Annotated in this window: 24 protein-coding genes; 13 read left to right on the top strand and 11 right to left on the bottom strand. The window is 51.6% G+C overall.

Features of this window, described 5'->3' with window-relative positions:
- Entirely contained in the window at window positions 1–1,050 is a 1,050-nt protein-coding gene (glnL, locus tag OGY17_RS02465) for a nitrogen regulation protein NR(II) (protein ID WP_008786986.1), read from the bottom strand.
- Window positions 1,051–1,332: 282 nt separating this feature from the next.
- Entirely contained in the window at window positions 1,333–2,742 is a 1,410-nt protein-coding gene (gene glnA, locus OGY17_RS02470) for a glutamate--ammonia ligase (RefSeq protein WP_008786987.1), read from the bottom strand.
- A gap of 379 nt (window positions 2,743–3,121) precedes the next feature.
- On the opposite strand from glnA, the gene typA reads away from it, so the two are divergent.
- Window positions 3,122–4,945: a ribosome-dependent GTPase TypA gene (typA, locus tag OGY17_RS02475; RefSeq protein ID WP_008786988.1), complete on the top strand. Its 1,824-nt coding sequence runs from the start codon at window positions 3,122–3,124 to the stop codon at window positions 4,943–4,945.
- Window positions 4,946–5,012: 67 nt separating this feature from the next.
- Here the strand turns inward: typA and OGY17_RS02480 are convergent, their stop codons facing one another.
- A complete protein-coding gene (locus OGY17_RS02480) occupies window positions 5,013–5,801 on the bottom strand; it encodes a DeoR/GlpR family DNA-binding transcription regulator (protein ID WP_008786989.1) in 789 nt (262 codons plus the stop codon).
- Between the two features lie 39 nt (window positions 5,802–5,840).
- Window positions 5,841–6,737 (bottom strand): sugar kinase, encoded by an 897-nt coding sequence (locus OGY17_RS02485; protein WP_008786990.1) that lies wholly within the window; start codon window positions 6,735–6,737, stop codon window positions 5,841–5,843.
- A 172-nt stretch (window positions 6,738–6,909) separates the two neighbouring features.
- On the opposite strand from OGY17_RS02485, the gene yihU reads away from it, so the two are divergent.
- The 10 genes from yihU to fabY all read left to right on the top strand — a co-directional run bounded on the left by yihU (window position 6,910) and on the right by fabY (window position 16,585).
- Window positions 6,910–7,800 (top strand): sulfolactaldehyde 3-reductase, encoded by an 891-nt coding sequence (yihU, locus tag OGY17_RS02490; protein ID WP_008786991.1) that lies wholly within the window; start codon window positions 6,910–6,912, stop codon window positions 7,798–7,800.
- 25 nt (window positions 7,801–7,825) lie between these two features.
- Entirely contained in the window at window positions 7,826–8,713 is an 888-nt protein-coding gene (locus OGY17_RS02495; RefSeq protein ID WP_008786992.1) for an aldolase, read from the top strand.
- A gap of 31 nt (window positions 8,714–8,744) precedes the next feature.
- Window positions 8,745–9,755, top strand: coding sequence for a zinc-dependent alcohol dehydrogenase (locus OGY17_RS02500; protein ID WP_008786993.1), 1,011 nt, complete (start codon window positions 8,745–8,747; stop codon window positions 9,753–9,755).
- Between the two features lie 69 nt (window positions 9,756–9,824).
- Window positions 9,825–11,258, top strand: a complete 1,434-nt coding sequence (locus OGY17_RS02505; RefSeq protein WP_008786994.1) for an MFS transporter — start codon at window positions 9,825–9,827, stop codon at window positions 11,256–11,258.
- Between the two features lie 104 nt (window positions 11,259–11,362).
- Window positions 11,363–12,688, top strand: a complete 1,326-nt coding sequence (locus OGY17_RS02510; RefSeq protein ID WP_020996120.1) for an MFS transporter — start codon at window positions 11,363–11,365, stop codon at window positions 12,686–12,688.
- A gap of 30 nt (window positions 12,689–12,718) precedes the next feature.
- On the top strand, window positions 12,719–13,609 hold the full coding sequence (locus OGY17_RS02515) for an aldose epimerase family protein (protein ID WP_286606344.1): 891 nt from the start codon (window positions 12,719–12,721) through the stop codon (window positions 13,607–13,609).
- A gap of 90 nt (window positions 13,610–13,699) precedes the next feature.
- The gene (gene yihX / locus OGY17_RS02520) at window positions 13,700–14,299 is read left to right on the top strand and encodes a glucose-1-phosphatase (RefSeq protein ID WP_286606346.1); all 600 of its coding nucleotides are present in this window, start codon (window positions 13,700–13,702) and stop codon (window positions 14,297–14,299) included.
- A complete protein-coding gene (locus tag OGY17_RS02525) occupies window positions 14,293–15,165 on the top strand; it encodes a virulence factor BrkB family protein (RefSeq protein WP_008786998.1) in 873 nt (290 codons plus the stop codon). Before yihX ends, OGY17_RS02525 begins: the two co-directional genes overlap by 7 nt.
- Window positions 15,162–15,599, top strand: a complete 438-nt coding sequence (gene dtd / locus OGY17_RS02530) for a D-aminoacyl-tRNA deacylase (protein WP_003825289.1) — start codon at window positions 15,162–15,164, stop codon at window positions 15,597–15,599. The genes OGY17_RS02525 and dtd overlap by 4 nt, the downstream gene beginning before the upstream one ends.
- 44 nt (window positions 15,600–15,643) lie before the next feature.
- The gene (gene fabY / locus OGY17_RS02535) at window positions 15,644–16,585 is read left to right on the top strand and encodes a fatty acid biosynthesis protein FabY (RefSeq protein WP_003825286.1); all 942 of its coding nucleotides are present in this window, start codon (window positions 15,644–15,646) and stop codon (window positions 16,583–16,585) included.
- A 17-nt stretch (window positions 16,586–16,602) separates the two neighbouring features.
- Here the strand turns inward: fabY and OGY17_RS02540 are convergent, their stop codons facing one another.
- The 3 genes from OGY17_RS02540 to OGY17_RS02550 form a co-directional block, all read right to left on the bottom strand.
- Complete coding sequence (locus OGY17_RS02540; protein ID WP_048215203.1) at window positions 16,603–17,049, bottom strand: helix-turn-helix domain-containing protein; 447 nt, start codon at window positions 17,047–17,049, stop codon at window positions 16,603–16,605.
- A complete protein-coding gene (locus OGY17_RS02545) occupies window positions 17,046–17,357 on the bottom strand; it encodes a type II toxin-antitoxin system HigB family toxin (protein WP_234096756.1) in 312 nt (103 codons plus the stop codon). Before OGY17_RS02545 ends, OGY17_RS02540 begins: the two co-directional genes overlap by 4 nt.
- Before the next feature lie 84 nt (window positions 17,358–17,441).
- The gene (locus tag OGY17_RS02550; RefSeq protein ID WP_111466282.1) at window positions 17,442–18,371 is read right to left on the bottom strand and encodes an alpha/beta hydrolase; all 930 of its coding nucleotides are present in this window, start codon (window positions 18,369–18,371) and stop codon (window positions 17,442–17,444) included.
- A gap of 205 nt (window positions 18,372–18,576) precedes the next feature.
- Between OGY17_RS02550 and OGY17_RS02555 the strand changes: the two genes are divergently transcribed.
- A complete protein-coding gene (locus OGY17_RS02555) occupies window positions 18,577–18,819 on the top strand; it encodes a ribbon-helix-helix domain-containing protein (RefSeq protein ID WP_234096760.1) in 243 nt (80 codons plus the stop codon).
- Entirely contained in the window at window positions 18,819–19,193 is a 375-nt protein-coding gene (locus OGY17_RS02560) for a type II toxin-antitoxin system VapC family toxin (RefSeq protein ID WP_020996118.1), read from the top strand. The genes OGY17_RS02555 and OGY17_RS02560 overlap by 1 nt, the downstream gene beginning before the upstream one ends.
- 36 nt (window positions 19,194–19,229) lie before the next feature.
- Here OGY17_RS02560 and fdhE read toward each other — a convergent pair whose 3' ends face one another.
- The 4 genes from fdhE to fdnG are packed head-to-tail and all read right to left on the bottom strand — an operon-like array spanning window position 19,230 to window position 24,753.
- The gene (gene fdhE, locus OGY17_RS02565) at window positions 19,230–20,159 is read right to left on the bottom strand and encodes a formate dehydrogenase accessory protein FdhE (RefSeq protein ID WP_286606349.1); all 930 of its coding nucleotides are present in this window, start codon (window positions 20,157–20,159) and stop codon (window positions 19,230–19,232) included.
- Window positions 20,156–20,791, bottom strand: a complete 636-nt coding sequence (fdoI, locus tag OGY17_RS02570) for a formate dehydrogenase cytochrome b556 subunit (protein WP_003028686.1) — start codon at window positions 20,789–20,791, stop codon at window positions 20,156–20,158. The genes fdhE and fdoI overlap by 4 nt, the downstream gene beginning before the upstream one ends.
- Entirely contained in the window at window positions 20,788–21,690 is a 903-nt protein-coding gene (gene fdoH / locus OGY17_RS02575; protein WP_003825273.1) for a formate dehydrogenase O subunit beta, read from the bottom strand. The genes fdoI and fdoH overlap by 4 nt, the downstream gene beginning before the upstream one ends.
- A gap of 12 nt (window positions 21,691–21,702) precedes the next feature.
- Window positions 21,703–24,753: a formate dehydrogenase-N subunit alpha gene (gene fdnG, locus OGY17_RS02580; RefSeq protein WP_100247862.1), complete on the bottom strand. Its 3,051-nt coding sequence runs from the start codon at window positions 24,751–24,753 to the stop codon at window positions 21,703–21,705.
- Between the last annotated feature and the right edge of the window lie 140 nt (window positions 24,754–24,893).

Below are 24,893 nucleotides of genomic sequence, written 5' to 3' on the forward strand. Positions count from 1 at the left end.
TTATTTCCTGATAGGCAGGTAAACCGAGAACTCGGTATGACCCGGCCAACTGGTAAATTCAATTTTGCCGGAATGTTGATCAATCAAATTACGGGCGATAGATAATCCAAGGCCGGTACCGCCTTCGCGACCGCTAACCATTGGGTAGAACAGCGTATCCTGCAAATGCGAGGGAATACCTGGACCGTTATCCTCTACATCAATTCGTGCCGCCAGACGGTAACGCATGCCGTGTAGCGTGAGCTGAAACGCAGTACGGGTGCGCAGAATGATCTCGCCGCCTTCCGGTCCCAGCGCCTGCAAAGCATTGCGTACGATGTTCAGCAAAACCTGCTCGATCTGGTCCGGGTCGTGCAGTAATTCGGGCAGACTTGGGTCGTAATCCCGGATTAGCGTGACGTTTTCCGGCAGCTCCATCGAGACCAGCGCCACCACGCGTTCCGCCACTTTGTGAATACTTTCCGTGATGTGCATGCCGGGCTGTTGTGGCCCCAGCAGACGGTCGACCAGATTACGCAGGCGGTCCGCCTGTTCAATAATGACTTTGGTATATTCGGTCAGTGCCGGGTCCGGAAGCGCTTTACTGAGAAGTTGCGCCGCACCGCGTAATCCGCCCAGCGGGTTTTTAATTTCATGTGCCAGACCACGCACCAGATCGCGGGCAGCAATCTGCTGGGCGTGCTGGAGCTGTTCCTGACTCAGACGGCGCTGGTTATCCATAGGGGCCATCTCCAGCAAGATAAGGCCATCAGGCAGCCTCTGAGCGGTCACAGAGAGGATATGTGAGTGGCTGTCTATCACCAGCGTCACTTCGTTATCCGTAAAGCCCTGGCCTGCTTCCAGGCTCTCTCGCATCAGTCCGATGTTTAAGGAGAAATAACTCAACAGATCGGGAAGCGGTGTACCAAACAGTTTGCGGGAGCTTTGGGCGAGCAACTGCTGTGCCGCCGGGTTGGCGTAATGTACAGCCAGCTCATCGTCGACGAGTAAGATGCTGTTGATTAAAGAATTGAGGATCTGCCCAGCATCGGGCAGCGTGCCGGTTGCCATTCAGCAGTCTCCTGAAAAGTGTTGCACCAATTTAGTGCATTATAGCTTTTTACATCAAAAAAGCGCGAAAAAGCAGGTTGTTAGTGGAGAAAAAAGCCCATCCAGAGATGGGCTACAGATGACTGGCAAACATAGATGCCGGATGGCGGATTTGCCTTATCCGGCCTACAAGGTAATGTTACCCTCCAGGCCTGATAAGTTTGCGCCATCAGGCGTCCTATCATTCACCATCGATCTCAAGCCTGCCTGGGCAGGCTAAAAGTTCCACGGCAACTCAAACGATTAAACGCTGTAGTACAGCTCAAACTCTACCGGGTGCGGAGTCATGCGCACGCGGTCATCTTCTTCGCGACGCAGCGCAATGTACGCATCGATCGCTTCATTGGTGAACACGCCGCCTGCGGTCAGGAACTCGCGGTCCAGATCCAGTTCTTTCAGTGCTTCTTCCAGAGAACCAGCAACCTGTGGGATCTCTTTCGCTTCTTCCGGCGGCAGGTCGTACAGGTTTTTGTCCATTGCTTCGCCCGGGTGGATCTTGTTCTTAATACCGTCAAGACCAGCCATCAGCAGCGCTGCGAAGCACAGGTATGGGTTAGCAGCCGGGTCCGGGAAACGCACTTCGATACGACGCGCTTTCGGAGAAGCAACTACCGGGATACGGATAGACGCAGAACGGTTACGGGCAGAGTAAGCCAGCATTACCGGTGCTTCGTAACCCGGGACCAGACGCTTGTAGGAGTTGGTGGTCGGGTTAGCCAGGGCGTTGATCGCTTTAGCGTGCTTGATTACGCCACCGATGTAGTACAGCGCCTGCTCAGACAGACCCGCATATTTGTCACCGGAGAACAGGTTTACGCCGTTCTTGGACAGGGACATGTGGCAGTGCATGCCGGAACCGTTATCGCCAAACATTGGTTTTGGCATAAAGGTCGCGGTTTTACCGAAACGGTGAGCGACGTTGTGAACGACATATTTGTAGATCTGAATTTCGTCCGCTTTTTTGGTCATGGTGTTAAAGCGGGTCGCGATTTCGTTCTGACCAGCAGTCGCCACTTCGTGGTGATGCGCTTCAACAACCAGGCCCATTTCTTCCATGATCAGACACATGGTAGAACGGATATCCTGAGAAGAATCTACCGGAGGAACCGGGAAGTAACCGCCTTTCACGCCTGGACGGTGACCTTTGTTACCACCTTCGTATTTGGTGGAAGAGTTCCATGCGCCTTCGATGTCATCGATAGCCACGTGGGAACCGGAAATAGTTGCGCCGAAACGGATGTCGTCAAACAGGAAGAATTCTGGCTCTGGTCCGAACAGAACGGTGTCTGCGATGCCGGTAGAACGCAGATACTCTTCAGCACGTTTAGCAATGGAGCGCGGGTCACGGTCGTAGCCCTGCAGCGTACCTGGTTCCAGGATATCGCAACGGATGATCAGGGTAGACTCTTCAAAGAACGGGTCGATGAGAGCAGTAGACGCATCTGGCATCAGAACCATGTCTGATTCGTTAATGCCTTTCCAGCCACCGATTGAGGAGCCGTCAAACATTTTGCCTTCTTCAAAGAATTCGGCATTTACCTGATGAGCAGGAATAGTGACGTGCTGTTCTTTACCTTTGGTATCAGTGAAGCGTAAATCAACAAACTTCACTTCGTGTTCGTTCAGCATCGTCAAAACGTGTTCAGCGGACATACTTACTCTCCCGGATTGGTCATTGTCGTCGTGGTAACGAAGTCTTCAATTCTGCAAAAATTGGCCGTGTCGCCATAAAAAATATAAAGCGAAATCTGTGCCAACTTTTAAATTGCCCCTAAAAGGCGTTATCATGCGCACCATCGTGCAAAGGGGCTGCACCATGAAGGTTGTATTGCACCATTATAGTGCTTTAATGTGAACATTAAGCACCATATTGGTGCAAAGCATGTCAGATTACCCCTTTTAACGCTCCGTGAATGTGATCACAAAGAAACTCTGCAATACTTGTTTGCGGAGGATGTTTGTGATCCTGTTTTGTACTGCGATTAATCCGTGTACAATAACGCGCTATTTCTAAAATGCCTGAGGCAAAGTTGTGATCGAAAATTTGCGTAACATCGCCATCATCGCGCACGTAGACCATGGTAAAACGACCCTGGTAGACAAGCTGCTCCAACAATCCGGTACGTTCGATGCACGTGCTGAAACCCAAGAGCGCGTGATGGACTCCAACGATTTGGAGAAAGAGCGTGGGATTACCATCCTCGCTAAAAACACCGCTATCAAATGGAATGACTACCGTATCAACATCGTTGATACCCCGGGGCACGCCGACTTCGGTGGTGAAGTTGAACGTGTAATGTCCATGGTCGACTCTGTGCTGCTGGTGGTGGATGCAATGGACGGTCCGATGCCGCAGACGCGCTTCGTGACCAAAAAAGCCTTTGCCCATGGCCTGAAGCCAATTGTTGTTATCAACAAAGTTGACCGTCCTGGCGCGCGTCCTGACTGGGTTGTTGATCAGGTATTTGACCTGTTCGTTAACCTCGACGCTACCGACGAGCAGCTGGACTTCCCGATCGTTTACGCTTCTGCGCTGAACGGTATCGCGGGTCTGGATCACGAAGACATGGCTGAAGACATGACTCCGCTGTATCAGACTATCGTTGATCGTGTACCGGCTCCGAGCGTAGATCTTGATGGCCCGCTGCAGATGCAAATCTCTCAGCTGGACTACAACAACTACGTTGGCGTAATCGGTATCGGCCGCATCAAACGCGGTAAAGTTAAACCGAACCAGCAGATCACTATCATTGATAGCGAAGGCAAAACCCGTAACGGTAAAGTCGGTAAAGTTCTGACCCATCTGGGTCTGGAACGTATCGAGAGTGATATTGCCGAAGCAGGCGATATCATCGCGATCACCGGTCTGGGCGAACTGAACATCTCCGACACCATCTGCGATCCGCAGAATGTTGAAGCGCTGCCAGCTCTGTCCGTTGATGAACCGACCGTTACCATGTTCTTCTGCGTAAACACCTCTCCGTTCTGCGGTAAAGAAGGTAAATATGTTACCTCTCGTCAGATCCTTGACCGCCTGAACAAAGAGCTGGTGCACAACGTTGCGCTGCGCGTTGAGGAAACCGAAGATGCGGATGCGTTCCGTGTATCCGGTCGTGGTGAGCTGCACCTGTCTGTTCTGATCGAAAACATGCGTCGTGAAGGTTTCGAAATGGCGGTTTCCCGTCCGAAAGTAATCTTCCGCGAAATCGACGGCCGTAAACAAGAGCCGTTCGAAAACGTAACGCTGGACGTTGAAGAGCAGCATCAGGGTTCTGTGATGCAAGCTCTGGGTGAGCGTAAAGGCGACCTGAAAAACATGAATCCAGATGGCAAAGGCCGCGTACGTCTTGACTACGTGATCCCAAGCCGTGGTCTGATCGGCTTCCGTTCAGAATTCATGACCATGACTTCCGGTACCGGTCTGCTGTACTCCACCTTCAGCCACTACGACGATGTTCGTGCGGGTGATGTGGGTCAGCGTCAGAACGGCGTACTGATCTCCAACGGCCAGGGTAAAGCAGTTGCGTTCGCACTGTTCAGCCTGCAGGATCGCGGTAAGCTGTTCCTGGGTCACGGTGCTGAAGTTTACGAAGGCCAGATCATCGGTATTCACAGCCGCTCTAACGACCTGACTGTAAACTGCCTTACCGGTAAGAAACTGACCAACATGCGTGCGTCTGGTACTGACGAAGCAACGGTTCTGGTTCCGCCGGTTAAGATGACTCTGGAGCAGGCTCTGGAATTCATCGATGACGACGAACTGGTAGAAGTAACACCAACCTCTATCCGTATCCGTAAGCGTCACCTGACTGAAAACGATCGTCGCCGTGCAATGCGTGGCGCGAAAGAAGAGTAATTAACGCTCTTTTTCAGGTAAGCACAAAAAAGCCGCTGATTATCAGCGGCTTTTTTTATCGAAAAGATCAGGTCGTTTCCTGCTCTGCAATGACTAGCTCAATATTTTCTAAATCAAGCAATTGCTTGAATGAATTTGGTGGCTGGGAATCGGTAAAAAATGCCCGAATTTTACGCATATTACCGATGGATACAGCGGCTGAGGCGGTAAACTTAGTATGATCAGCAACTAACAGCGTATTACGTGCATGCTTAATCATCGTTTTGGCGACAAGCGCTTCGTTAACGTCAAATTCCAATAGTGTGCCGTCTTCCTCGATGGCACCAATACTGGTAATCAAATAGTCGGCTCTAAATCCTTCAATAAAGTTCACTGCTCCTGGGCCAACAATACCGCCATTATGAGCACGTAACGTTCCACCGGGCACCATAACCTCAAGATCTTGATTCTTATATAAGATCTGCGCAACACGAAGACTGTTAGTAATGATGCGAAGATCCCGACGGTTCAGCAAAGCTCGTGCGACGGCTTCCACCGTTGTACCAATGGTAATAAATACCGTACAGCGTTCAGGAAGATAATCAGCAACCGCTTCCGCTATCGCTTCTTTTTCCTGGGTAAGGGACAACTCTCGCTGTTCAAAGGCGGTATTCATGACGCTGGATACACGTCCGGCTCCACCATGATGTCTGGTGATCAAGCCCTGTTCGCTTAACTTACGAATATCCCGGCGCACGGTTTGCGTGGACACGTCCAGCAATTGTGCGAGCTCTTCGATATTCATATAGCCGCGTTCTGTAATGTAATGAACAAGTTGATCGTGTCGCGGATTACCGGTGACTTCAATGATGCTCATGAATACTCCTGGACTTCTTCCCCGTAATTGTTGGCTATTTTACGCATAAAGTGACAAAAATGATTCGGTTTGCGCACGATTAGGAATTCCGGCTCGTCCGCCCGCCTGAGTGCATTTCATCGCCGCCACCGCACTTGCGAAGCGAATCGCCTGGTCAGTCGGCATTTGCTCTGCAAGAGCTGCTGCCATTGCACCATGGAAAACATCGCCTGCACCGGTTGTATCCACAACATTGACAGAAAATGCAGTCTGTTGACACATATGACCATTTTCGATCCATAGTGACCCTTCGCCGCCAAGTGTAACGTACACTTTACCATTGGTTTGCTCAGCGGCCAGTTTAAGTGCCTGTTGTGCATCATCTTGCCCGGTCATTCTCTTCAGACCTGGAGTTGAAAAAACGGCATGATCGGCAAGCGCCACCAATGGGGTTATATCTTGTGGTGTCATATCGGCATCCAACAGCGTTGGAACTCCGGCGGCACGTGCCAGTTCGAAGGATTTCAACGTCCCTTCATGCCAACGTACATCGGCCAGAACGATGTCATAACGGGAAAAATCAATCGACTCCAGCCACCTTGCATCCGTATCGAGATCCGGGCTTGGATAGTTCACGATAATGCGTTCGCCATGCTGGTCGACCAAAATTGCGGACTGGGATGAACGGGAGTTCGGGTATTGCCGGCAGAACGCCGTATTGACCCCCCAGCTCTGAAGCTCGTTAAGCAAGGTATTCCCACAACTGTCATCGCCTACACGGCCTATAAAATCAACGTCAATACCAAGCCGGGCAATGGCGACAGCTGCTGTTGCCGCCGGGCCGCCACCTGTCTCCAGATATTGATTTGACTGATATTTTCCCCCGCCATCGGGCAGGTTGTTCAGAGAATAAATACGGTCCTGAACGGTGATTCCAACACATGCAATTCTGGTCATATTTGGTTAGTCCTGTGTGATCTTGTCTTCTTTTGTTCATTTTAATGACATAAATGATCAAATTAGTGACGCGTGTCTTGTTTTTAGTCATAAATTACAAATATGCTCAAAAACAGACGAAAACGAGTTTTTAATTGTAATTATTTTGTCAACCTGACACAGGAGAGCATTCATGACAACCGTTGCATTTTTGGGCTTGGGCCAGATGGGCAGCCCAATGGCTAATAATCTGTTGCAAAAGGGACATGCTTTGCGTGTGTTCGACGTAAACCAACAGGCAGTCAATGAATTAGTACAAAAAGGTGCGACTGCTGCTCAAACACCCGCTGAAGCCGCTAAAGGTGCCGAATTCATAATCACTATGCTGCCAAATGGCGACATCGTTCGGCAAGTTCTGCTGGGTAAAGATGGCGTCAGCGAAGGCCTGTCCCCCAATGCCCTGGTTATTGACATGTCCACGATTCATCCATTGCAGACCGATGAGTTGATTCATGAGATGAAAGAGAAAGGCATCAGCATGATGGATGCTCCTGTGGGCAGGACGTCAGTTAACGCGATTGACGGCACGCTGCTGATTCTTGCTGGCGGAACGCCTGAACAGGTTGAACGTGCTCGCCCTGTGCTGATGTGTATGGGGAATGAGCTGGTGGAAGCTGGCGGTCCCGGTATGGGGATCCGCGTAAAGCTCATCAATAACTATATGAGTATTGCGCTGAACGCCTTGTCAGCGGAAGCCGCTGTTCTTTGCGAATCATTGGGTTTGAGCCTTGATGTGGCCATTAAGGTCATGAGCGGTACTGCCGCAGGCAAGGGGCACTTTACGACAACCTGGCCTGGCAAGGTACTTAAAGGAGACCTTTCTCCGGCATTCATGGTGGACCTCGCGTTGAAAGACCTGCGTATTGCCGTCGATGTCGCTAGTCAGACCGGTGCGCCGCTCAATATGGGCATTGCAGCAGAAACCTATTACACCCGTGCCAGCGAGAACGGTCGAGGCCGTCAGGACTGGAGTGCGCTGTTATCTCAGGTTCGTCAGCAGGCTGGCCGACCAGATTCACTCTAAATTTTAAACAGTTACAGGAGTTATTATGTCTTCCCACAATACCCCATACACGCTGAAAGATATTTCTCGCCCTGGCGGTGGATTTGCCATGCTGGCCGTTGATCAGCGTGAAGCAATGCGTCTGATGTTTGCAGCGTCTGGACATCCTAAACCTGTTGCCGACAGCGTATTGACTGATTTTAAAGTTGCAGCAACACAAATTCTGTCTCCCTACGCTTCAGCGGTTCTGGCAGATAAACAATTTTGTCTCGATCAGATTGTCTCTCAAGGTGCAGTCGCTGATTCATGTGGACTGATTGTGGCGGCTGACCATTTTGTTCCGGGTAATGGTATTCCGGTTGATAGTGTCGAAATTGACAGAGCAATTGATCCGCATAAAGCCCGCGAAATGGGTGCGAAAGCCATGAAGTTGTTAGTGCTGTGGCGTGAAGATGAACCCGCAGAAGAACGTTTGGCTATGGTGGCTGAGTTTGTTCAACGCTGTCGTAGCGCAGGGCTGGTCAGCATCATTGAGCCGGTCGTTCGTCCTCCTCGTCGTGGCTGGGAATTTGACCGGGAAAGCGCCATCGTTGCCGCAGCGGCTGAACTCGGCTGCACCGATGCTGACCTCTATAAAGCTGAAATGCCATTAGGCGGCAAAGGTGATGAACAGACCCTACTTGCTGCGTGTCAAAAGTTGCATGAACAAATGAAAATGCCGTGGGTCATTCTTTCTTCTGGTGTTGATGCGGATATTTTTGGCCGCGCGGTCCGTATCGCCATGAAGGGTGGAGCTTCCGGATTCCTGGCAGGGCGTGCCGTTTGGGCATCGGTTGTTGGTGCTCAAGATCCGCAAACAATGTTGCGTGATGTGTCGGTTCCACGCTTACAACGCCTGGCAGAAATCGTCGATGAAGGGATTTCTCAGCGTTAATCACCCATTTTAACGAATCTGGAGAAGAACCATGGATAAGATTACCCAAGTTCTATTTTCTGATATTGGGAAGGTGACCACCCAATATGTTGAGCTGCCGCACCAGGAACTTAAACCGCAAGAAGTCCGCATTGCTCCGGTGTTTTACGGAATATGTGGCTCTGATCTGCATGTACTGAAAGGAGGACACCCATTTGCAAAACCTCCGGTTGTGCCTGGACATGAAATTGCGGCACGCGTAACTGAAGTGGGCAGTGAAGTAACGAATGTTAAGCCGGGCGATCATGTCGTAGTCGACCCAATTATGGCCTGCATGGAGTGTCGTGCTTGTAAAGCGGGTCGCTTTAATCTGTGTGAGCCTCCACAGGTTGCTGGCTTCCGGGCGCCGGGTTTTGCCCGCTCGCAGCACATTGTACCTGCACGAAACTGCCATGTTGCACCTGCTTCGTTACCACTAAAAGCACTAGCTTTCGCTGAGCCCGCAGCCTGCGCGCGTCATTGCGTGAGCCGTATGCCGAAAGCGTCATTGGAAAGTGTATTAGTGATTGGTGCAGGGACAATTGGTTTATCCATCGTTCAAGCATTGCGCATCATGGGCGCGGGAAAGATCACCGTCATCGAGCCTGATGCCGCCAAGCGCGCGTTGTCGTTAAAGCTAGGTGCCACGGAAGTCTGGGCTCCGGGGGAATTGGATGCACAGGTCCGTTTTACGGGGGCAATTGATGTTGTTGCCGCCCAGGCCACGCTGAATGATGCATTTACCCATGTTTATGCTGGCGGAACGGTAGTGTGCATGGGGGTACCGAGTGGCCCACGTGAAATTCCTCTTCCGATGATGCAGCGCTTCGAACGCGATTTGTTGAATTCCGGAATGTACATCCCGGAAGACTTCGATGCCGTGATTGAATGGCTTGCGGATGGGCGGTTTGACACCAGCGAACTGGTGACCGATCTCTTCCCTGTCGAAGATGCGGATAAGGCGTTTGAACGTGCGCAGCAAAATGACTCTATAAAAGTCATGCTGCAATTTGCTGAGGTTTGATGCTGTAACCCTCTGTCTGGCGCTGCTTAAGGGTAGCGCCATCCTACAACAATGAAAAAGGATGCTGCGATGAGTCACATCACCAGTCCTACACCTTACTCGATCGGTCGTCCCCAGGACGTGATTGATATTGTTAATAAACATTCAGCAGTAAACACCAGTGTCGGCGTCATTTTTATCGCTCTTGGTGGCATTCTAATTGATGCCTATCAGGCGGCGATGGTGGGTTTTGGTAATAAATATATCGCATTGCAATTTGGTATTTCACCGGGGCTGGCGGCGACGGTTAACGCCTCTGTTTTAGTCGCCGCCCTGATTGGTGGATTACTGGCGAACCGTGTGATTAACCGCTTTGGTCAAAAGCGTGCATTTATCATCGGAATGGGCCTGTGCACAATAGGTGCCGCAGCTGTCGCGATAGCCCCGAACATCTGGTGGGTGCTGGTGTGTCGCGTAATCATGGGATTTGGCTTGGGTATTGATTTCCCGCTGGCAACAAATGCGGTGGCAGAACTACGCGGCTCAACATCTAAGAAAACCGGTTCGTCAGTTAATCTCTGGCAAATGGCCTGGTATGTATCAACTACGGTTGTCTATCTTGTGCTGCTTCCACTGTTGTTGTCGGGTATCGCGGAAGAGCAATTATGGCGCTATGGTATTTTCATTGGTGCTATTTTTGCCGTCATTATCATGATTCTGCGTTATTTCTTCATCGGTGAGTCTGCAATGTGGGCCGCACGAGTCGGACGTTATGATAAAGCCTGCGATATTCTGGCTAAACGCTATGGTGTTCATGCTCGCGTTGCTGCCAAACCAAAAAACGATGATTTTTCTGCTGAAAAAACAGAAAGTAAGTTTCATGGCGGCTATGGGATTTTATTTAACTCACGTTATCGCAAACGCACTATTCTCGGCTGCGTTGTGGCGACGATGCAAGCCTGGCAATATAACGCCGTGGGTGTTTATTTACCGCTGACTTTGGCGGGAATACTGAGCGGTGGATTAACCGGGGCTCTTAGCGGTTCTGCGGTAGTGAATGCCCTGTGTGGCATTACAGGTGGATTGATTGGTTCTCTTATCCTCCAGCGTTTGGGAACTCGCCTTCAGTCGATGTATGGTTTCGCCGTCGTAACGGTTGCATTACTGGCTTTAGGTGCATTAGCAACCACCAACCCATGGCTTTCTTTAGGTTTGTTGGGCGCAATCATTTTCTTCCATTCAGCGGGCCCGGGCGGCCTGGGAATGACCATTGCCACACTTTCTTATCCGCCATCTATTCGCCCGACAGGCGTAGGATTTGCTCGTGCAATTATGCGTACTGGGGCGATTGCCGGACTTATTTTCTGGCCTATGTTGTGGGGTGCATTAAAGACAGAAGCGTTCTATTGGCTGGCAATTGTTCCTTTTCTCGGCTTCCTGACATGCGTGTTGATTAAGTGGGAACCACTTGGTGCAAACGTTGACGCTGAAGACGCTGAGGTACTGGCTGAGTTGGATAAATAACAAGCAAGCGCGTCGCAACATGTCGACGCGCTTTTTCGTATAAATCCGCCGCTTTTTTAGTGATTTTATTGCGCAGATTTCTCGCCGACCCGGAGAGGAAAATTATGGCTGAAATAGAACATGTACCAGGGAAAGAGCTATCCGGCAAAGCCATGAGACGCGTTGTCATGGGCAGTTTCGCTGGCGCGTTGATGGAATGGTACGATTTTTTTATTTTCGGAACGGCGGCAGGGCTAGTCTTTGCTCCCCTGTTTTTCCCTGATAGCGATCCTTTTATTGGTTTAATCGCCGCATTCGCCACCTTTGGTGTGGGTTTTCTGTCACGTCCGCTTGGAGGCATTGTTTTTGGCCACTTTGGCGATAAAGTCGGTCGCAAAATAACGTTGATTTGGACGTTAGCGATAGTTGGTTCCTCAACGTTTTTAATCGGTTTCATTCCAACATACCAAGATATTGGGATCTGGGCCCCGATTATATTGATGGTTCTGCGCCTGGTTCAGGGGTTCGGTCTTGGTGGGGAATATGGCGGGGCTGCATTGATGACTATTGAATCTGCGCCTGAGGCGAAGCGCGGGTTTTTAGGTTCGCTCCCACAAACGGCAGCCTCAGTTGGGATTATGCTGGCGACAGGGGTGTTTGCATTATGCAATCACTTCCTGACCCAGGAAGAGTTTCTGGCCTGGGGATGGCGTATCCCTTTTTGGCTATCTGCCATCATGTTAATTGTTGGGATGTTCATACGGTTACATACTGAAGAAACACTGGATTTTAAAAAACAAAAAACGGCTGTCTCACAGGAACAATCAGCACCACCGTTGATTGAACTTTTCCGTAAGCATCCACGGAATATTCTGTTAGCGCTAGGGGCCAGGCTGGCGGAGAGCGTTTCGTCGAACATCATTAATGCCTTTGGTATTGTCTATATTTCCAGCCAGTTGGCATTATCAAGGGATATTCCACTCAACGGCATGCTAATCGCCTCAGCAATTGGCATTGTGTGTTGTCCATTAATTGGTTGGATCTCTGACCGCGTTGGGCAACGGAAGATGTATTTATTTGGCGCTGGTTTTTGCATCCTTTTTGCATTCCCATTCTTCCTGCTGCTGGATACGAAAAGCACACTTATCATCTGGTGCTGCATGATCCTTGGCTATAACCTGGGGCCAACGATGATGTTTGCAGTACAACCCACCTTATTTACTCGTATGTTCGGAACACGAGTGCGCTATACGGGCCTTTCCTTTGCCTATCAGTTTTCAGCAATTCTGGGTGGGTTAAGCCCGCTCATTGCCTCCAGCTTGTTGGCGCTGGGAGGCGGGAAACCGTGGTATGTAGCACTGTTTCTGTTTGTTATCTCAATACTTTCATTCAGTTGCGTCTGGCTTATCGAGCCACATTCAGACAATAAAAATGACGCTAATAACATTTAACTTCTTACCGAAATATCAGAGAGCAATAACATGAACAATGAATTGAATACTGAGCATTATCAAGCATTACAACGTGCTTTTGATACCGCCTGGCCGGGACCGATCGGCCAACCTATTTTTCTGGAAAAAGGACATCTACGTCTGCAAATTTTTCCGCGCGATGGTGCCAGAATCACCTCGCTTCAGGCGTTTGGTTTTGAAGTGTTACGTCAATGGGAGCCACAGCGTAAAGCATTTCAGTATGGCTGCTTTCCTATGGTTCCTTGGGCAGGCCGCCTTGGCAATGCAACATTGACCGTGGGGGAGAAACAGTATGTATTACCTGCTAACAAACCGCCTCATGCTCTACATGGTATGGCCTGTTATTCATCATGGGAAATTGTCGAACATAAAGCGGATACCTTGAAACTGCGCATGCTACTGGGCGCTCCTTGGCCCTGGCAAGGAGAGGTCCTGCAGACGTTGACTCTTGAAGACGATGCGTTAATTCTGCGACTTGAAATTCACACCATGTCTGAAACTTTTCCGGCATCTGCTGGATGGCACCCTTGGTTTGCAAAACAACTGGGCCAGCAGAATGAAGAAGATGAATTACTGGTATGTTTTAAGGCCGACTGGCAGGAAGAAGCCGGGAATAATGAGTTACCAACAGGTAATAAAATCCCCCCACAATCAGGCCCGTGGGATGACTGCTTTGGTTTTAATGATGGTCTCAATGTCAGATTACAGTGGCCAGGTAAGCTGAGTATGACGATGACATCGAGTGCGCAAAGCCTGGTCGTTTTTGACAAACAGCCCGACGCAACATGTGTCAATCCGCTTACTCAGGCGCCAAATGCGATAAATAGGACACCGCAGTTTGTCAGTGCAGGTCTTCCGTTGGTGATTGAGTCGCGCTGGCAATTTACACAGGAATTCTGATGGCTTAGCCAATAATCCCGACAGGGACTCATAGTCAAACTTCTCCTTTCCCGCTACAGTTATTCATCCACGGCGAATAAGGAGAAGGGCATGCTCTATATCTTTGATTTGGGTAATGTGATTGTCGATATCGACTTCAATCGCGTGTTAGGTACTTGGAGCGATCTGAGCCGTGTACCGCTGGCTTCGTTAAAGCAAGGTTTCACCATGGGAGAGGCTTTTCACCAGCACGAGCGAGGTGAAATAACGGATGAAGCCTTTGCCGAGGCGCTATGTCATGACATGGCGCTACCGCTAAGCTATGAGCAGTTCTCCCACGGCTGGCAGGCCGTTTTTGTTGCCTTGCGTCCTGAAGTCATCGACATCATGCAAAAGCTGCGTGAGCAGGGGCATCGGGTGGTCGTCTTGTCGAATACTAACCGTCTGCACACGACGTTTTGGCCGGACGAATACCCCGAAATCCGTCAGGCTGCTGACCATATTTATCTTTCTCAGGATCTGGGCATGCGTAAACCGGAAGCGCGGATTTACCAGCATGTCCTGCAGTCTGAAGGTTTTTCTGCGCATGAGGCGGTATTTTTCGACGACAACGCCGATAATATTGAAGGGGCTAATCGGTTAGGGATTACCAGCATCCAGGTTGTCGATAAAACGACCATTCCGGACTATTTCGCGAAGTTGCTATGTTAAAAAATGTTCAGCAACAAGCCAGACACCATACGCGTCCTGTTCGGGCCTGGCTGAAGCTACTATGGCAGCGGATTGATGAGGACAACATGACGACGCTGGCAGGGAATCTTGCCTATGTCTCATTGCTCTCATTAGTGCCGCTTATTGCCGTAGTTTTTGCGCTTTTCGCTGCATTTCCGATGTTTTCTGACGTCAGCGTCCAGCTACGTCATTTCATTTTCGCAAACTTTATCCCGGCGACGGGAGATGTCATTCAGCGTTATATCGAACAGTTCGTTGCCAACTCGAACAAAATGACCGCCGTTGGGGCGTGCGGGCTGATTGTGACAGCGCTATTACTGATGTATTCCATTGATAACGCGCTGAATACTATCTGGCGCAGCAAGCGTACTCGGCCTAAAGTTTACTCTTTCGCCGTCTACTGGATGATTTTAACGCTGGGGCCGCTGCTGGCGGGGGCTAGTCTGGCGATCAGCTCTTATCTGTTGTCATTGCGCTGGGCCAGCGATCTCAATACGGTGATCGATAACGTCCTGCGTATTTTCCCGCTGGTGCTCTCCTGGCTCTCTTTCTGGCTGCTTTACAGCATCGTACCGACTACACGTGTACCTAACCGTGATGCGGTTATTGGCGCCTTTGTGGCCGCTGTGTTGTTCGAAACCGGAAAGAAAGGATTTGCGCTCTATATCACGATGTTCCCGTCTTATCAGCTCATTTACGGTGTCCTGGCGGTGATCCCCATTTTGTTCGTCTGGGTATACTGGACCTGGTGTATCGTCTTGCTAGGCGCGGAAATAACTGTCACTCTCGGGGAATACCGCAAACTTAAACAAGCCGCAGAACAAGAAGAAGCAGAGCAACCATGATTGCATTAATTCAGCGCGTAACCCGTGCCAGCGTCACCGTGGAGGGCGAGGTGACGGGTGAAATTGGCCCAGGACTTTTGGTCCTGTTAGGTGTCGAAAGGGATGATGACGAACAGAAAGCGAACCGCCTGTGCGAGCGCGTACTCGGCTATCGAATCTTTAGCGATGCCGAAGGCAAAATGAACCTTAACGTGCAGCAGTCAGGGGGCAGCGTGCTGGTGGTTTCACAGTTCACGCTGGCGGCAGATACCGAACGCGGCATGCGCCCGGGGTTTTCAAAAGGGGCTGCGCCCGATCGTGCAGAGGCGCTGTATGAGTACTTTGTTGAGCGTTGCCGCCAACAGGAAATGAATACGCAAACCGGTCGATTCGCTGCGGATATGCAGGTTTCACTGGTTAATGATGGCCCCGTGACGTTCTGGTTACAAGTATGAACCAGCTACCGGTGTGGCCGCGGACAACAAGAGAGAATACGACGATGTATCACCTTCGAGTACCGCAAACAGAAGAAGAATTGGAGCGTTACTACCAGTTTCGCTGGGAGATGCTGCGTAAACCGTTGCACCAGCCTAAAGGCTCCGAACGGGATGCCTGGGATGCGATGGCGCATCACCAGATGGTGGTGGACGAAGAGGGGAATCTGGTCGCAGTAGGACGTCTGTATATCAATGCGGATAACGAAGCCTCCATACGCTTTATGGCCGTTGACCCCTCCGTGCAGGAGAAAGGGTTGGGCACGCTGATGGCGATGACCCTGGAGTCTGTGGCGCGTCAGGAAGGGGTAAAGCGCGTAACCTGTAGCGCCCGTGAAGATGCGGTCGAATTTTTCGCCAAACTGGGGTTTGTGAGCCAGGGAGAAATCACCACGCCGCAAACCACGCCGGTGCGTCACTTTTTGATGATTAAACCCATCGCGACGCTGGACGATATTCTCCATCGCGGCGACTGGTGCGGACAGCTACAGCAAGCCTGGTACGAACATATTCCATTGAGTGAGAAAATGGGTGTGCGCATTCAGCAGTATACCGGGCAGAAGTTTATCACCACGATGCCCGAGACGGGCAATCAGAACCCGCACCATACGCTGTTTGCCGGGAGCCTGTTTTCACTGGCGACGCTAACGGGCTGGGGGCTAATCTGGCTAATGCTGCGCGAGCGTCATCTCGGCGGGACGATAATCCTTGCTGACGCGCATATACGGTACAGCAGGCCGATCACCGGGAAACCTACCGCTATCGCCGATCTGGGCTCGCTGAGCGGAGACCTGGACCGTCTGGCAAGAGGTCGTAAGGCGCGCGTTCAGATGCAGGTCGGGGTATTTGGCGACGACACGCCGGGCGTGGTGTTTGAAGGCACTTACATTGTACTACCCGCAAAACCGTTTGGCGCATATGAAGAAGGCGGGAACGAGGAAGAGTAAGTCAGAGGGTATCTTCTCTACTCGATGAATGCGTCTGCCGGAAGATTAAAGCGTTCTGCAAGCGCTTTAATATGGCTTACAGTCAGTGCTCTGCGACCATTTAAGATGTTGCTGACGTTCGATTTTGAACCGAGTTCGTTGGCAAGGTCTGCTGCTTTGAGACTGTATTGGTCCATGAGCGTACGCAATACTGAAACGCCAGAGGGTGTTTTCTCCAGGTGTTGGTTGAGTGCTTTGAATTCCGGCGCATGTTTTTCATATTTACTGATTCGGGCACAGAGCAATTCAAATAGTGGGTTTTCAAGATCGTCGTGGTCGACCAGATACTCCACTAGCGCAAGTGCCCTGCGATACTCAGTGTCATTTCGGTCTTCCCCCAACAGTGGGATGGTTTTTACCGCATCGCTGAAGGTATCAACAATCTTTTTTGCGCTGGCTGCATCCATATGACGATGCGTTCTCATTCTTTATTACCCCGAAAATATGCTGTCAGTTCGTCATATTCGGCATGGGAAACGATATGTTTGACAAATATCTTATGTGACCTGAAATCTATGTAGGAGATGAGTCTTAGGCTGTTACCAGAAACATCAATCACCCACCATTTATCTCTGTACTTAAAATTATCCAGTGAAGGAATATACTGCTTCATCTCTTCAGGCTGAATGAATGTTTTTTTCTCCAAAACATTCAGTAAATCAGCGAGAGCAAGCTGATGATTTGGATACATGAGCATTGCCTCGTTAAAAGGTTTTCGGCTGATAACATGCACGGTGTAGTTCCATTACAAGGTTTTCAACCTGTAAACAAAATAACGCAACGTAATTAAGTTTACAAGATGAAAACACTATATTAATTAAGCATGTCTTACTGCTGTAGAATTTATGGCGCGCCAGGCAACATCCCGCATTGCGCTTCGTGCCGCTTGACTCACCCCTGCTAGCTGGAAAAATCCGTGGATAACACCGAGATAGCGTTGGCAGGTGCAATCCACGCCCTGCTCCTGGAACCGTTGATACAGGGCCTCACCTTCATCTCGCAGTGGGTCGAATTCAGCTGTAATGATGTGCGTGGGCGGTAAACCGTTGAAGTCTTCGCGCCAGAGCGGGCTGACTTCGGGATGCAATGGATCGGTTTGCGGCATATACATCTCGTAGCCCGACAGCAGTGTGTCGCGGGTGATAATGTAATCCTGTCCATTATGGTCATAGCTCGCAAAGCTGGCGGTTGCATCCAGCATCGGGTAGATCAGCATAAGCTGCGCAGGTTGCCATTGCCTGGTAGCTTTCAGGCGTAGTGCGGTGACCAGCGCCAGATGCCCGCCAGCGCTGTCGCCAGCCAGCGTAATGTTGTCCCGGTCTACTCCCAGTTTCTTGGCATACTTCCAGATAATATTGGCCCCCGATTCAGCATCGTTATGTGCTGCCGGGAAGATGTGCTCTGGTGCGAGGCGATACTGCACCGCAATGACCCGACAGCCGCTGTACCAGGCGAGTTGCCTTAGCTGGTTATCATGAGTGGTAAATCCGCCGCTGACAAAGCAGCCGCCGTGATAATAGATAACGCAGGGGAGATTTCCCGTGCAGCCCCGCGGCGAAACTACGCGAAACATCATGGCATCGAGTTCAATATCTTCAACCTGTACGCGGGTTTCAGTGTCTCCGGCCAGTACCGTGCTGGCGATGTAGCCTGCTCTCCGGTCATCAATATTCTGCTCGCGCGAAGAAGGACGTCCCGCCGCGATAAATGCCTCAACCAGCTGTGCAATCCCGCTTTCCAGTGCCATTTTCACATCCCCTTATCTGTATGGATATACAGGTTTATAACCTGGATAACTAAGAATGAAAATGGGAAAAATGGGGGTGGTTATGATTTTGGAAAGCGGCTCGCAAAAGTAAAAATCGTTCGTGTGAAGGCTACTTTCCCGCTTTTCTCAGGTGTATGTTGTGTAGAAATTAATCGCCTATGATATACTGGAGGTATATGTGAGTATGATAGTTGGGATGGATATGGGCAGAATTTTACTCGATTTATCAGATGAGGTGATTAAACGTCTTGATGACCTCAAGGTTCAGCGCAATCTGCCACGAGCAGAACTCTTACGGGAGGCCGTTGAACAGTATCTTGAGAGGCAGGATCAGGCTGAAACAACAATTTCACGCGCTCTTGGGCTGTGGCAAGGCTGTGAGGAAGATGGTGTTGAATACCAGCGTAAACTCCGTGAGGAATGGTAATGGTCAAAGGATCAGCGCTTTTTGATACCAACATCCTCATCGATCTGTTTAGCGGTAGAAATGAAGCAAAACTAGCGATAGAAACATGGCCGCCGCAGAATGCAATCAGCCTCATTACATGGATGGAGGTGATGGTGGGCGCAAAAAAATACCATCAGGAAGCCCGTACTCGCGTTGCGCTAGGCGCTTTTAACGTGATCGGCGTTTCACAGGATATTGCTGAACGAAGCGTGAGTATCAGGCAGGAGCATGGGATGAAATTGCCGGATGCCATTATTTTGGCCACTGCGCAGATTCATCGTCTTACACTGGTTACGCGTAATACCAAGGATTTTGCAGGCATATCAGGCGTGGTCACGCCGTATACGTTATAACCCGGGCGACTTACGCCGCCCGGTGGTGCGGAGTACTTACTCCCCTTCGCCTGGGAACAGGAACGGGTTGATGGAGCTGCGGGCAAAGCCCTCTTGCTCCATGTGCGCGTCCAGCATCAGTGAGGCGAGATCGTCAGCCACGGCCTCAACTTTAGGGTCTTTTTCCTGATAGAGAATCTTCAGGTAAGTCCCACAGTCGCCGCAGCTTTCAGCTTTAATTGCCGCCTGTTCGTTATCCAGCGACCAGTAGTTCAAATCACGGCTTTGCTCGCAGTTGCTGCATTTCACGCGTACCATGTGCCACTCGGTTTCGCACAGGTTGCAGTGCAGATAGCGCAGCCCCTGAGTGGTACCGATTTGCACCATGCTGGAGACCGGCATTGAACCACACACCGGGCAGTACTGACGCTGTTCGCCGTATTCTGCACGGGCTTTGCCGGGGATCAGGCTTGCCATCTGCGCCCAGTAGAGCGACAGGGCAGCCCAAATAAACGGTGCTTTATCGCTGCTGACGGAGGCGAAATCAGAGGCAAACAGCGCGCTGGCCATCAGCTCCAGTTCCTGCTCTGAGGCTTTTTCCAGATTTTCGATCACGGCAAGCGCAGGACCGCTCATTTCTGGTTTCAGCTCAGCAATTAACGACTGCAGCAGTTTTTGCCAGTGCTTGTCGCGTGGCAGAACGTGGATATCCAGCGGCGGTTTGCCCTGGTCGTTCGCTTCTTTGATACGAGCGGTCAGATCCATCTGCAGCGGATGGTCGTACAACACCACTTCCTGCGCGTGGGCAATCAGCGCGGCAAAGCGCAGGTAGTCGCCCAGCGGGTTGTTCTCGGCCAGCTCGCGCAGACGCTCAGCGCGGCGGTTATACAAATTTTTGAGTCTGGGGAATAATAACGGCGGAATCATATCCGCCGTGCGTTTCTCGCTCTTCTCCAGCTCATCTTGCGGGATTATGCGAATACTCATTCAGATGACTTTTCCTGTTTCTGGCGGACTTCACGGTACCAGCGTGGGTGATGTTTCTTCGCCCATGAACTGGTAACCCATCCTTCCACCATCGCGGTAATGGTGCCTTTCACCCAAAGGGCGGCGTAAATGTGCACCATGATAACCACAATTAACGCTACTGCGGCAAATGAATGCAGCATTAACGCGAATCGGATCACCGGGATTGAGAAAGCAGGCGCAAAATACGGACGCCAGATGACCACTCCGCTCACCAGCAACAGGACCAGGAAGATAATCGCCGCCCAGAATACGCATTTCTGGCCGAAGTTATAACGTCCCGTGTCACCTACTTCCTCGTTGACGACAATCTTACGAATATTCTTCGCCCAAAAGATATCATCCCGATTGATTAGATTGTGGTGCCAGTAACGGAAAAACATGATGATAAACGAGGCAAACATGATCACGCCGACAAACGGGTGCACAATTCGCGCCAGTTGTGGAGTGCCCATGATGTGCATCAGCCAGTTAAAAGACGGGAAGAGAAAGCCCATCCCGCTCACCGCCGCCAGAATGAAGCAGAAGGCGGTGATCCAGTGGTTGATGCGTTCCGGCGCCGTGTAGCGCACGATGGTGTCACGTCGTTTCATTTGCGCACCTCGTCGTCTTTTTCATGCAGATTGTCTTCTTCTTCTTCCGCACGGTTCGGGCCTACGCCGACGTAGTGGAAGATGCTGGCCGCAAATGTCGCTGCAAAGCCGACGGCTGCGAGGGGTTTCCAGATGCCTTTCCAGAACTTAACGGTTGCGCTGATCTCCGGGTTCTCCGGCAGGCCGTGATACAGATTCGGTTTGTCCGCATGGTGCAATACGTACATTACGTGCGTACCGCCAACACCCGCCGGATCGTACAGACCCGCGTTTTCGTAACCACGCGTTTTCAGCTCCGCCACGCGCTCGCCTGCCAGCGTTTTCATCGACTCTTTGGTGCCGAAATGAATGGCGCCGGTTGGACAGGTTTTCACGCAGGCCGGTTCTTGCCCGACCACAACACGGTCAACGCACAGCGTACATTTGTATACGCGGTTGTCTTCCGGATTGAGGCGCGGCACGTCGAACGGGCAGCCCGCGATGCAGTAGCCACAGCCGATACACTGCTCAGACTGGAAGTCGACAATACCGTTGGCATACTGAATGATTGCGCCTTCAGCCGGACACGCCTTCAGGCAGCCCGGATCGGCGCAGTGCATACAGCCATCCTTGCGGATAAGCCATTCCAGTTTGTCGTTTTGTTCCACTTCCGAGAAGCGCATCACCGTCCAGGATTTGGCGGTCAAATCGGCCGGGTTGTCGTACACCCCAACGTTGTTGCCCACTTCATCACGGATGTCGTTCCATTCAGAACACGCCACCTGACACGCTTTACAGCCGATACAGGTGGTGACGTCGATAAGCTTCGCCACTTCTTCCTGATGGTCCCGCGCCTGAGGCGCGGGGGTGAAACCGTTAGTGGCGGAACGACGAATGATGTCTTGCGATTGATAAGCCATAGGTCGTCTCCGTTACACCTTTTCCACGTTCACGAGGAAGGACTTAAATTCCGGCGTCTGCGTGTTCGCATCACCGACGAATGGCGTTAACGTGTTAGCGATAAAGCCTTTTTTCGCCACACCTTCGTAGCCCCAGTGAATCGGAATACCGATAGTGTCGATATCCTTACCGTTAGCCTTCAGCGTGCGAATACGTTTGGTCACCACAGCCTTGGCCTTAATGTAGCCGCGGTTAGAGGAGACTTTGACGGTATCGCCATGGGAGATACCGAGCTTATTCGCCAGCTTCTCGCCAATTTCCACAAACTGTTCCGGCTGAGCGATGGCATTCAGCAGCGCATGCTTGGTCCAGTAGTGGAAGTGCTCGGTCAGACGGTAGGTTGTACCGACGTACGGGAACTTATCTGCTTTACCCAGTGCTTCTTCGTCACCTTTAAAGATGCGCGCGGCAGGGTTAGAGATAACGTTCGGGTGCAGCGGGTTAGTCCCCAGCGGTGTTTCAAACGGCTCGTAGTGTTCCGGGAACGGACCTTCCGCCATCTTATCGATAGCAAACAGGCGTCCCATCCCTTCCGGCTGCATGATGAACGGCCCTACGTTGCTGCCAGGTGCGGCGGCACTGTAGTCCGGAATATCCATCCCGCTCCACTTCGCCCCATCCCATTTCAGGATCTGACGTTTTGGATCCCACGGATTCCCCTGCGGATCAGCGGAGGCGCGGTTATACAGAATGCGTCGGTTAAGCGGCCATGCCCAGGCCCAGCCCAGCGTATTACCAAGGCCTGACGGGTCGGCGTTATCGCGACGTGCCATCTGGTTGCCTTCCGGCGTCCAGCTACCGGCAAAAATCCAGCAGCCGCTGGAGGTCGTGCCATCGTCACGCAGTTGGGCGAACGAGCTAAGCTGTTGGCCTTTCTTGACGATAACCGCACCGGTTGCCGGGTCGGTAATGTCGGCCAGCGCTTTACCGTTGCTCTCCATCGCCACTTCTTCCGAAGCTGGTTCGTGCGGGGTGGAGTAGTTCCAGGTCATGCTCAGCACCTGTTCCGGGTTCGCGCCACCTTGCTCGGCATACATCTTGCGCAGACGCAGGAAGATACCGGCGAGGATTTCGCCATCGGTAACGGCAATCCCCGGGGCATCCGCGCCTTTCCAGTGCCACTGCAGCCAGCGACCGGAGTTAACGATAGAACCGTTCTCTTCAGCGAAGCAGGTGGACGGCAGACGGAATACCTCGGTCTGGATTTTCGACGGATCAACATCGTTTGACTCACCGTGGTTCTGCCAGAAGGTGGAGGTCTCGGTGTTGAGCGGGTCGATAGTGACCAGGAACTTCAGTTTGGACAGTGAAGCCACAACTTTGTTTTTGTTCGGGAATGACGCGACCGGGTTAAAGCCCTGGCAGATATAGCCATTCACTTTGCCCTGATTCATCATCTCGAAGTACTGCAGGACGTCGTACCCTTTATCCCACTTCGGCAGCCAGTCGAAGCCCCAGCTGTTTTCCGCTGTTGCTTTATCGCCAAAGAAGGCTTTCATCATCGAAACGAAGAATTTCGGGTAGTTGCCCCAGTAGTTCACCTGACCTTCCAGCAACGGTTTTGGCGTGTTGGCGGCAAGGTAGGTTTGCAGGTCAGTCTGTTTCTCGCTTGGCAGCGTCATATAGCCTGGCAGGCTTTGTGACAGCAGGCCTAAGTCGGTCAGGCCCTGAATGTTGGAGTGACCGCGCAGGGCGTTAACACCGCCGCCTGCCATCCCCATGTTGCCAAGCAGCAACTGGATCATCGCCATGGTACGGATGTTCTGTGCACCCACGGAGTGTTGCGTCCAGCCCAGGGCGTACAGGAACGACGCGGTTTTATCTTTGGCGCTGGTTTCTGCGATGTACTCACAGACCTTCAGGAAGTCGGCCTTTGGCGTACCGCAGATGTTTTCTACGACGTCCGGCGTGTAGCGGGAGACGTGCTGTTTCAGCAGGTTCCACACGCAGCGCGGATGTTGCAGTGTGACGTCGCGTTTGGCGAAGCCTTTTTCATCCAGCTCGTAGTTCCAACTGGTTTTGTCATACTTGCGTTTGTCCGCGTCGTAGCCGGTGAACAGGCCATCTTCGAAACCGTAATCCTCACGCACGATCAGGCTGGCGTTGGTATAGGCCTCAGTGTATTCGCGGTTGAATTTTTCGTTGTTCAGCAGGTACAGCAAAACGCCTGACAGGAAAGCAATGTCAGTACCGGAACGAATTGGCGCATAGAAATCAGCCACCGCAGCGGTTCGCGTAAAGCGTGGATCGATAACAATCAGCTTCGCGCCGTTGTGAATTTTGGCTTCCATCGCCCAGCGGAATCCGACCGGGTGAGCTTCAGCGGCGTTACCGCCCATCACCACGACGAGGTTGGCGTTTTTAATGTCGACCCAGTGGTTGGTCATCGCACCGCGACCAAATGTTGGAGCAAGACTTGCTACCGTTGGTCCGTGTCAGACGCGTGCCTGGTTGTCGACCGCGAGCATACCGAGCGCGCGGGAGAATTTTTGCGTTAAATAGCCGGTTTCGTTACTGGAAGCGGAAGCACACAGCATTCCGGTGGAAAGCCAGCGGTTAACGGTTACGCCTTCAGCGTTTTGTGCAACGTAGTTAGCGTCGCGGTCTTCTTTCATCAGCTTAGCGATGCGGTCAAATGCCTCATCCCAGCTAATCTGTTGCCACTTATCTGAGCCTGGTGCGCGATATTCCGGGAATTTCAGGCGGCTTTCGGAGTGGATGAAGTCCACAAGTCCTGCCCCTTTCGGGCACAGCGCGCCACGGTTCACCGGGTGATCCGGGTCCCCTTCGATATGGAAGATGGATGCTTTGGCGTTTTTTGCGCCGTCACCGAGGCTGTACATTAACAGTCCACAGCCAACGGAACAGTAAGTGCAGGTGTTACGGGTTTCGCGGGTGCGCAGCAGTTTATATTGCCGTGTTTCCGCGAGCGCTACGCCGGGTGCAAAACCCAGTGCCGCTGCCGTGGTGCCTGCCATACCGCCAGCGCAGATCTTAAAGAACTGCCTTCTGCTGACCTGCATGGTTCGCTCCTTGTTTCGACATTGTCACGTTCCCTTCGCTTTTCTGTAACGCGAACGCGAGGGAAGTGGTTGTTATTTTTCTTTGCGGACGGGACCGCAAAGGTCCAGAATTGGGTGAATTTCCCTCCGTCCAGGAGGGA

The organism is Citrobacter sp. Cpo126, assembly GCF_030332445.1.
Taxonomy (GTDB): Bacteria; Pseudomonadota; Gammaproteobacteria; order Enterobacterales; family Enterobacteriaceae; genus Citrobacter; species Citrobacter portucalensis.

Excerpts from the sequence above, each read along its gene's own strand:
- fabY (WP_003825286.1), top strand. The coding sequence starts at position 15,644 with ATGTATCACCTTCGAGTACCGCAAACAGAAGAAGAATTGGAGCGTTAC.
- OGY17_RS02505 (WP_008786994.1), top strand. The coding sequence starts at position 9,825 with ATGAGTCACATCACCAGTCCTACACCTTACTCGATCGGTCGTCCCCAG.
- fdoI (WP_003028686.1), bottom strand. The coding sequence starts at position 20,791 with ATGAAACGACGTGACACCATCGTGCGCTACACGGCGCCGGAACGCATC.
- glnA (WP_008786987.1), bottom strand. The coding sequence starts at position 2,742 with ATGTCCGCTGAACACGTTTTGACGATGCTGAACGAACACGAAGTGAAG.
- fdoH (WP_003825273.1), bottom strand. The coding sequence starts at position 21,690 with ATGGCTTATCAATCGCAAGACATCATTCGTCGTTCCGCCACTAACGGT.
- OGY17_RS02485 (WP_008786990.1), bottom strand. The coding sequence starts at position 6,737 with ATGACCAGAATTGCATGTGTTGGAATCACCGTTCAGGACCGTATTTAT.
- OGY17_RS02560 (WP_020996118.1), top strand. The coding sequence starts at position 18,819 with ATGGTCAAAGGATCAGCGCTTTTTGATACCAACATCCTCATCGATCTG.
- OGY17_RS02550 (WP_111466282.1), bottom strand. The coding sequence starts at position 18,371 with ATGGCACTGGAAAGCGGGATTGCACAGCTGGTTGAGGCATTTATCGCG.
- yihU (WP_008786991.1), top strand. The coding sequence starts at position 6,910 with ATGACAACCGTTGCATTTTTGGGCTTGGGCCAGATGGGCAGCCCAATG.
- dtd (WP_003825289.1), top strand. The coding sequence starts at position 15,162 with ATGATTGCATTAATTCAGCGCGTAACCCGTGCCAGCGTCACCGTGGAG.
- OGY17_RS02525 (WP_008786998.1), top strand. The coding sequence starts at position 14,293 with ATGTTAAAAAATGTTCAGCAACAAGCCAGACACCATACGCGTCCTGTT.
- OGY17_RS02510 (WP_020996120.1), top strand. The coding sequence starts at position 11,363 with ATGGCTGAAATAGAACATGTACCAGGGAAAGAGCTATCCGGCAAAGCC.
- glnL (WP_008786986.1), bottom strand. The coding sequence starts at position 1,050 with ATGGCAACCGGCACGCTGCCCGATGCTGGGCAGATCCTCAATTCTTTA.
- OGY17_RS02500 (WP_008786993.1), top strand. The coding sequence starts at position 8,745 with ATGGATAAGATTACCCAAGTTCTATTTTCTGATATTGGGAAGGTGACC.
- OGY17_RS02480 (WP_008786989.1), bottom strand. The coding sequence starts at position 5,801 with ATGAGCATCATTGAAGTCACCGGTAATCCGCGACACGATCAACTTGTT.
- yihX (WP_286606346.1), top strand. The coding sequence starts at position 13,700 with ATGCTCTATATCTTTGATTTGGGTAATGTGATTGTCGATATCGACTTC.
- OGY17_RS02495 (WP_008786992.1), top strand. The coding sequence starts at position 7,826 with ATGTCTTCCCACAATACCCCATACACGCTGAAAGATATTTCTCGCCCT.
- OGY17_RS02515 (WP_286606344.1), top strand. The coding sequence starts at position 12,719 with ATGAACAATGAATTGAATACTGAGCATTATCAAGCATTACAACGTGCT.
- OGY17_RS02555 (WP_234096760.1), top strand. The coding sequence starts at position 18,577 with ATGATAGTTGGGATGGATATGGGCAGAATTTTACTCGATTTATCAGAT.
- fdhE (WP_286606349.1), bottom strand. The coding sequence starts at position 20,159 with ATGAGTATTCGCATAATCCCGCAAGATGAGCTGGAGAAGAGCGAGAAA.
- OGY17_RS02540 (WP_048215203.1), bottom strand. The coding sequence starts at position 17,049 with ATGAGAACGCATCGTCATATGGATGCAGCCAGCGCAAAAAAGATTGTT.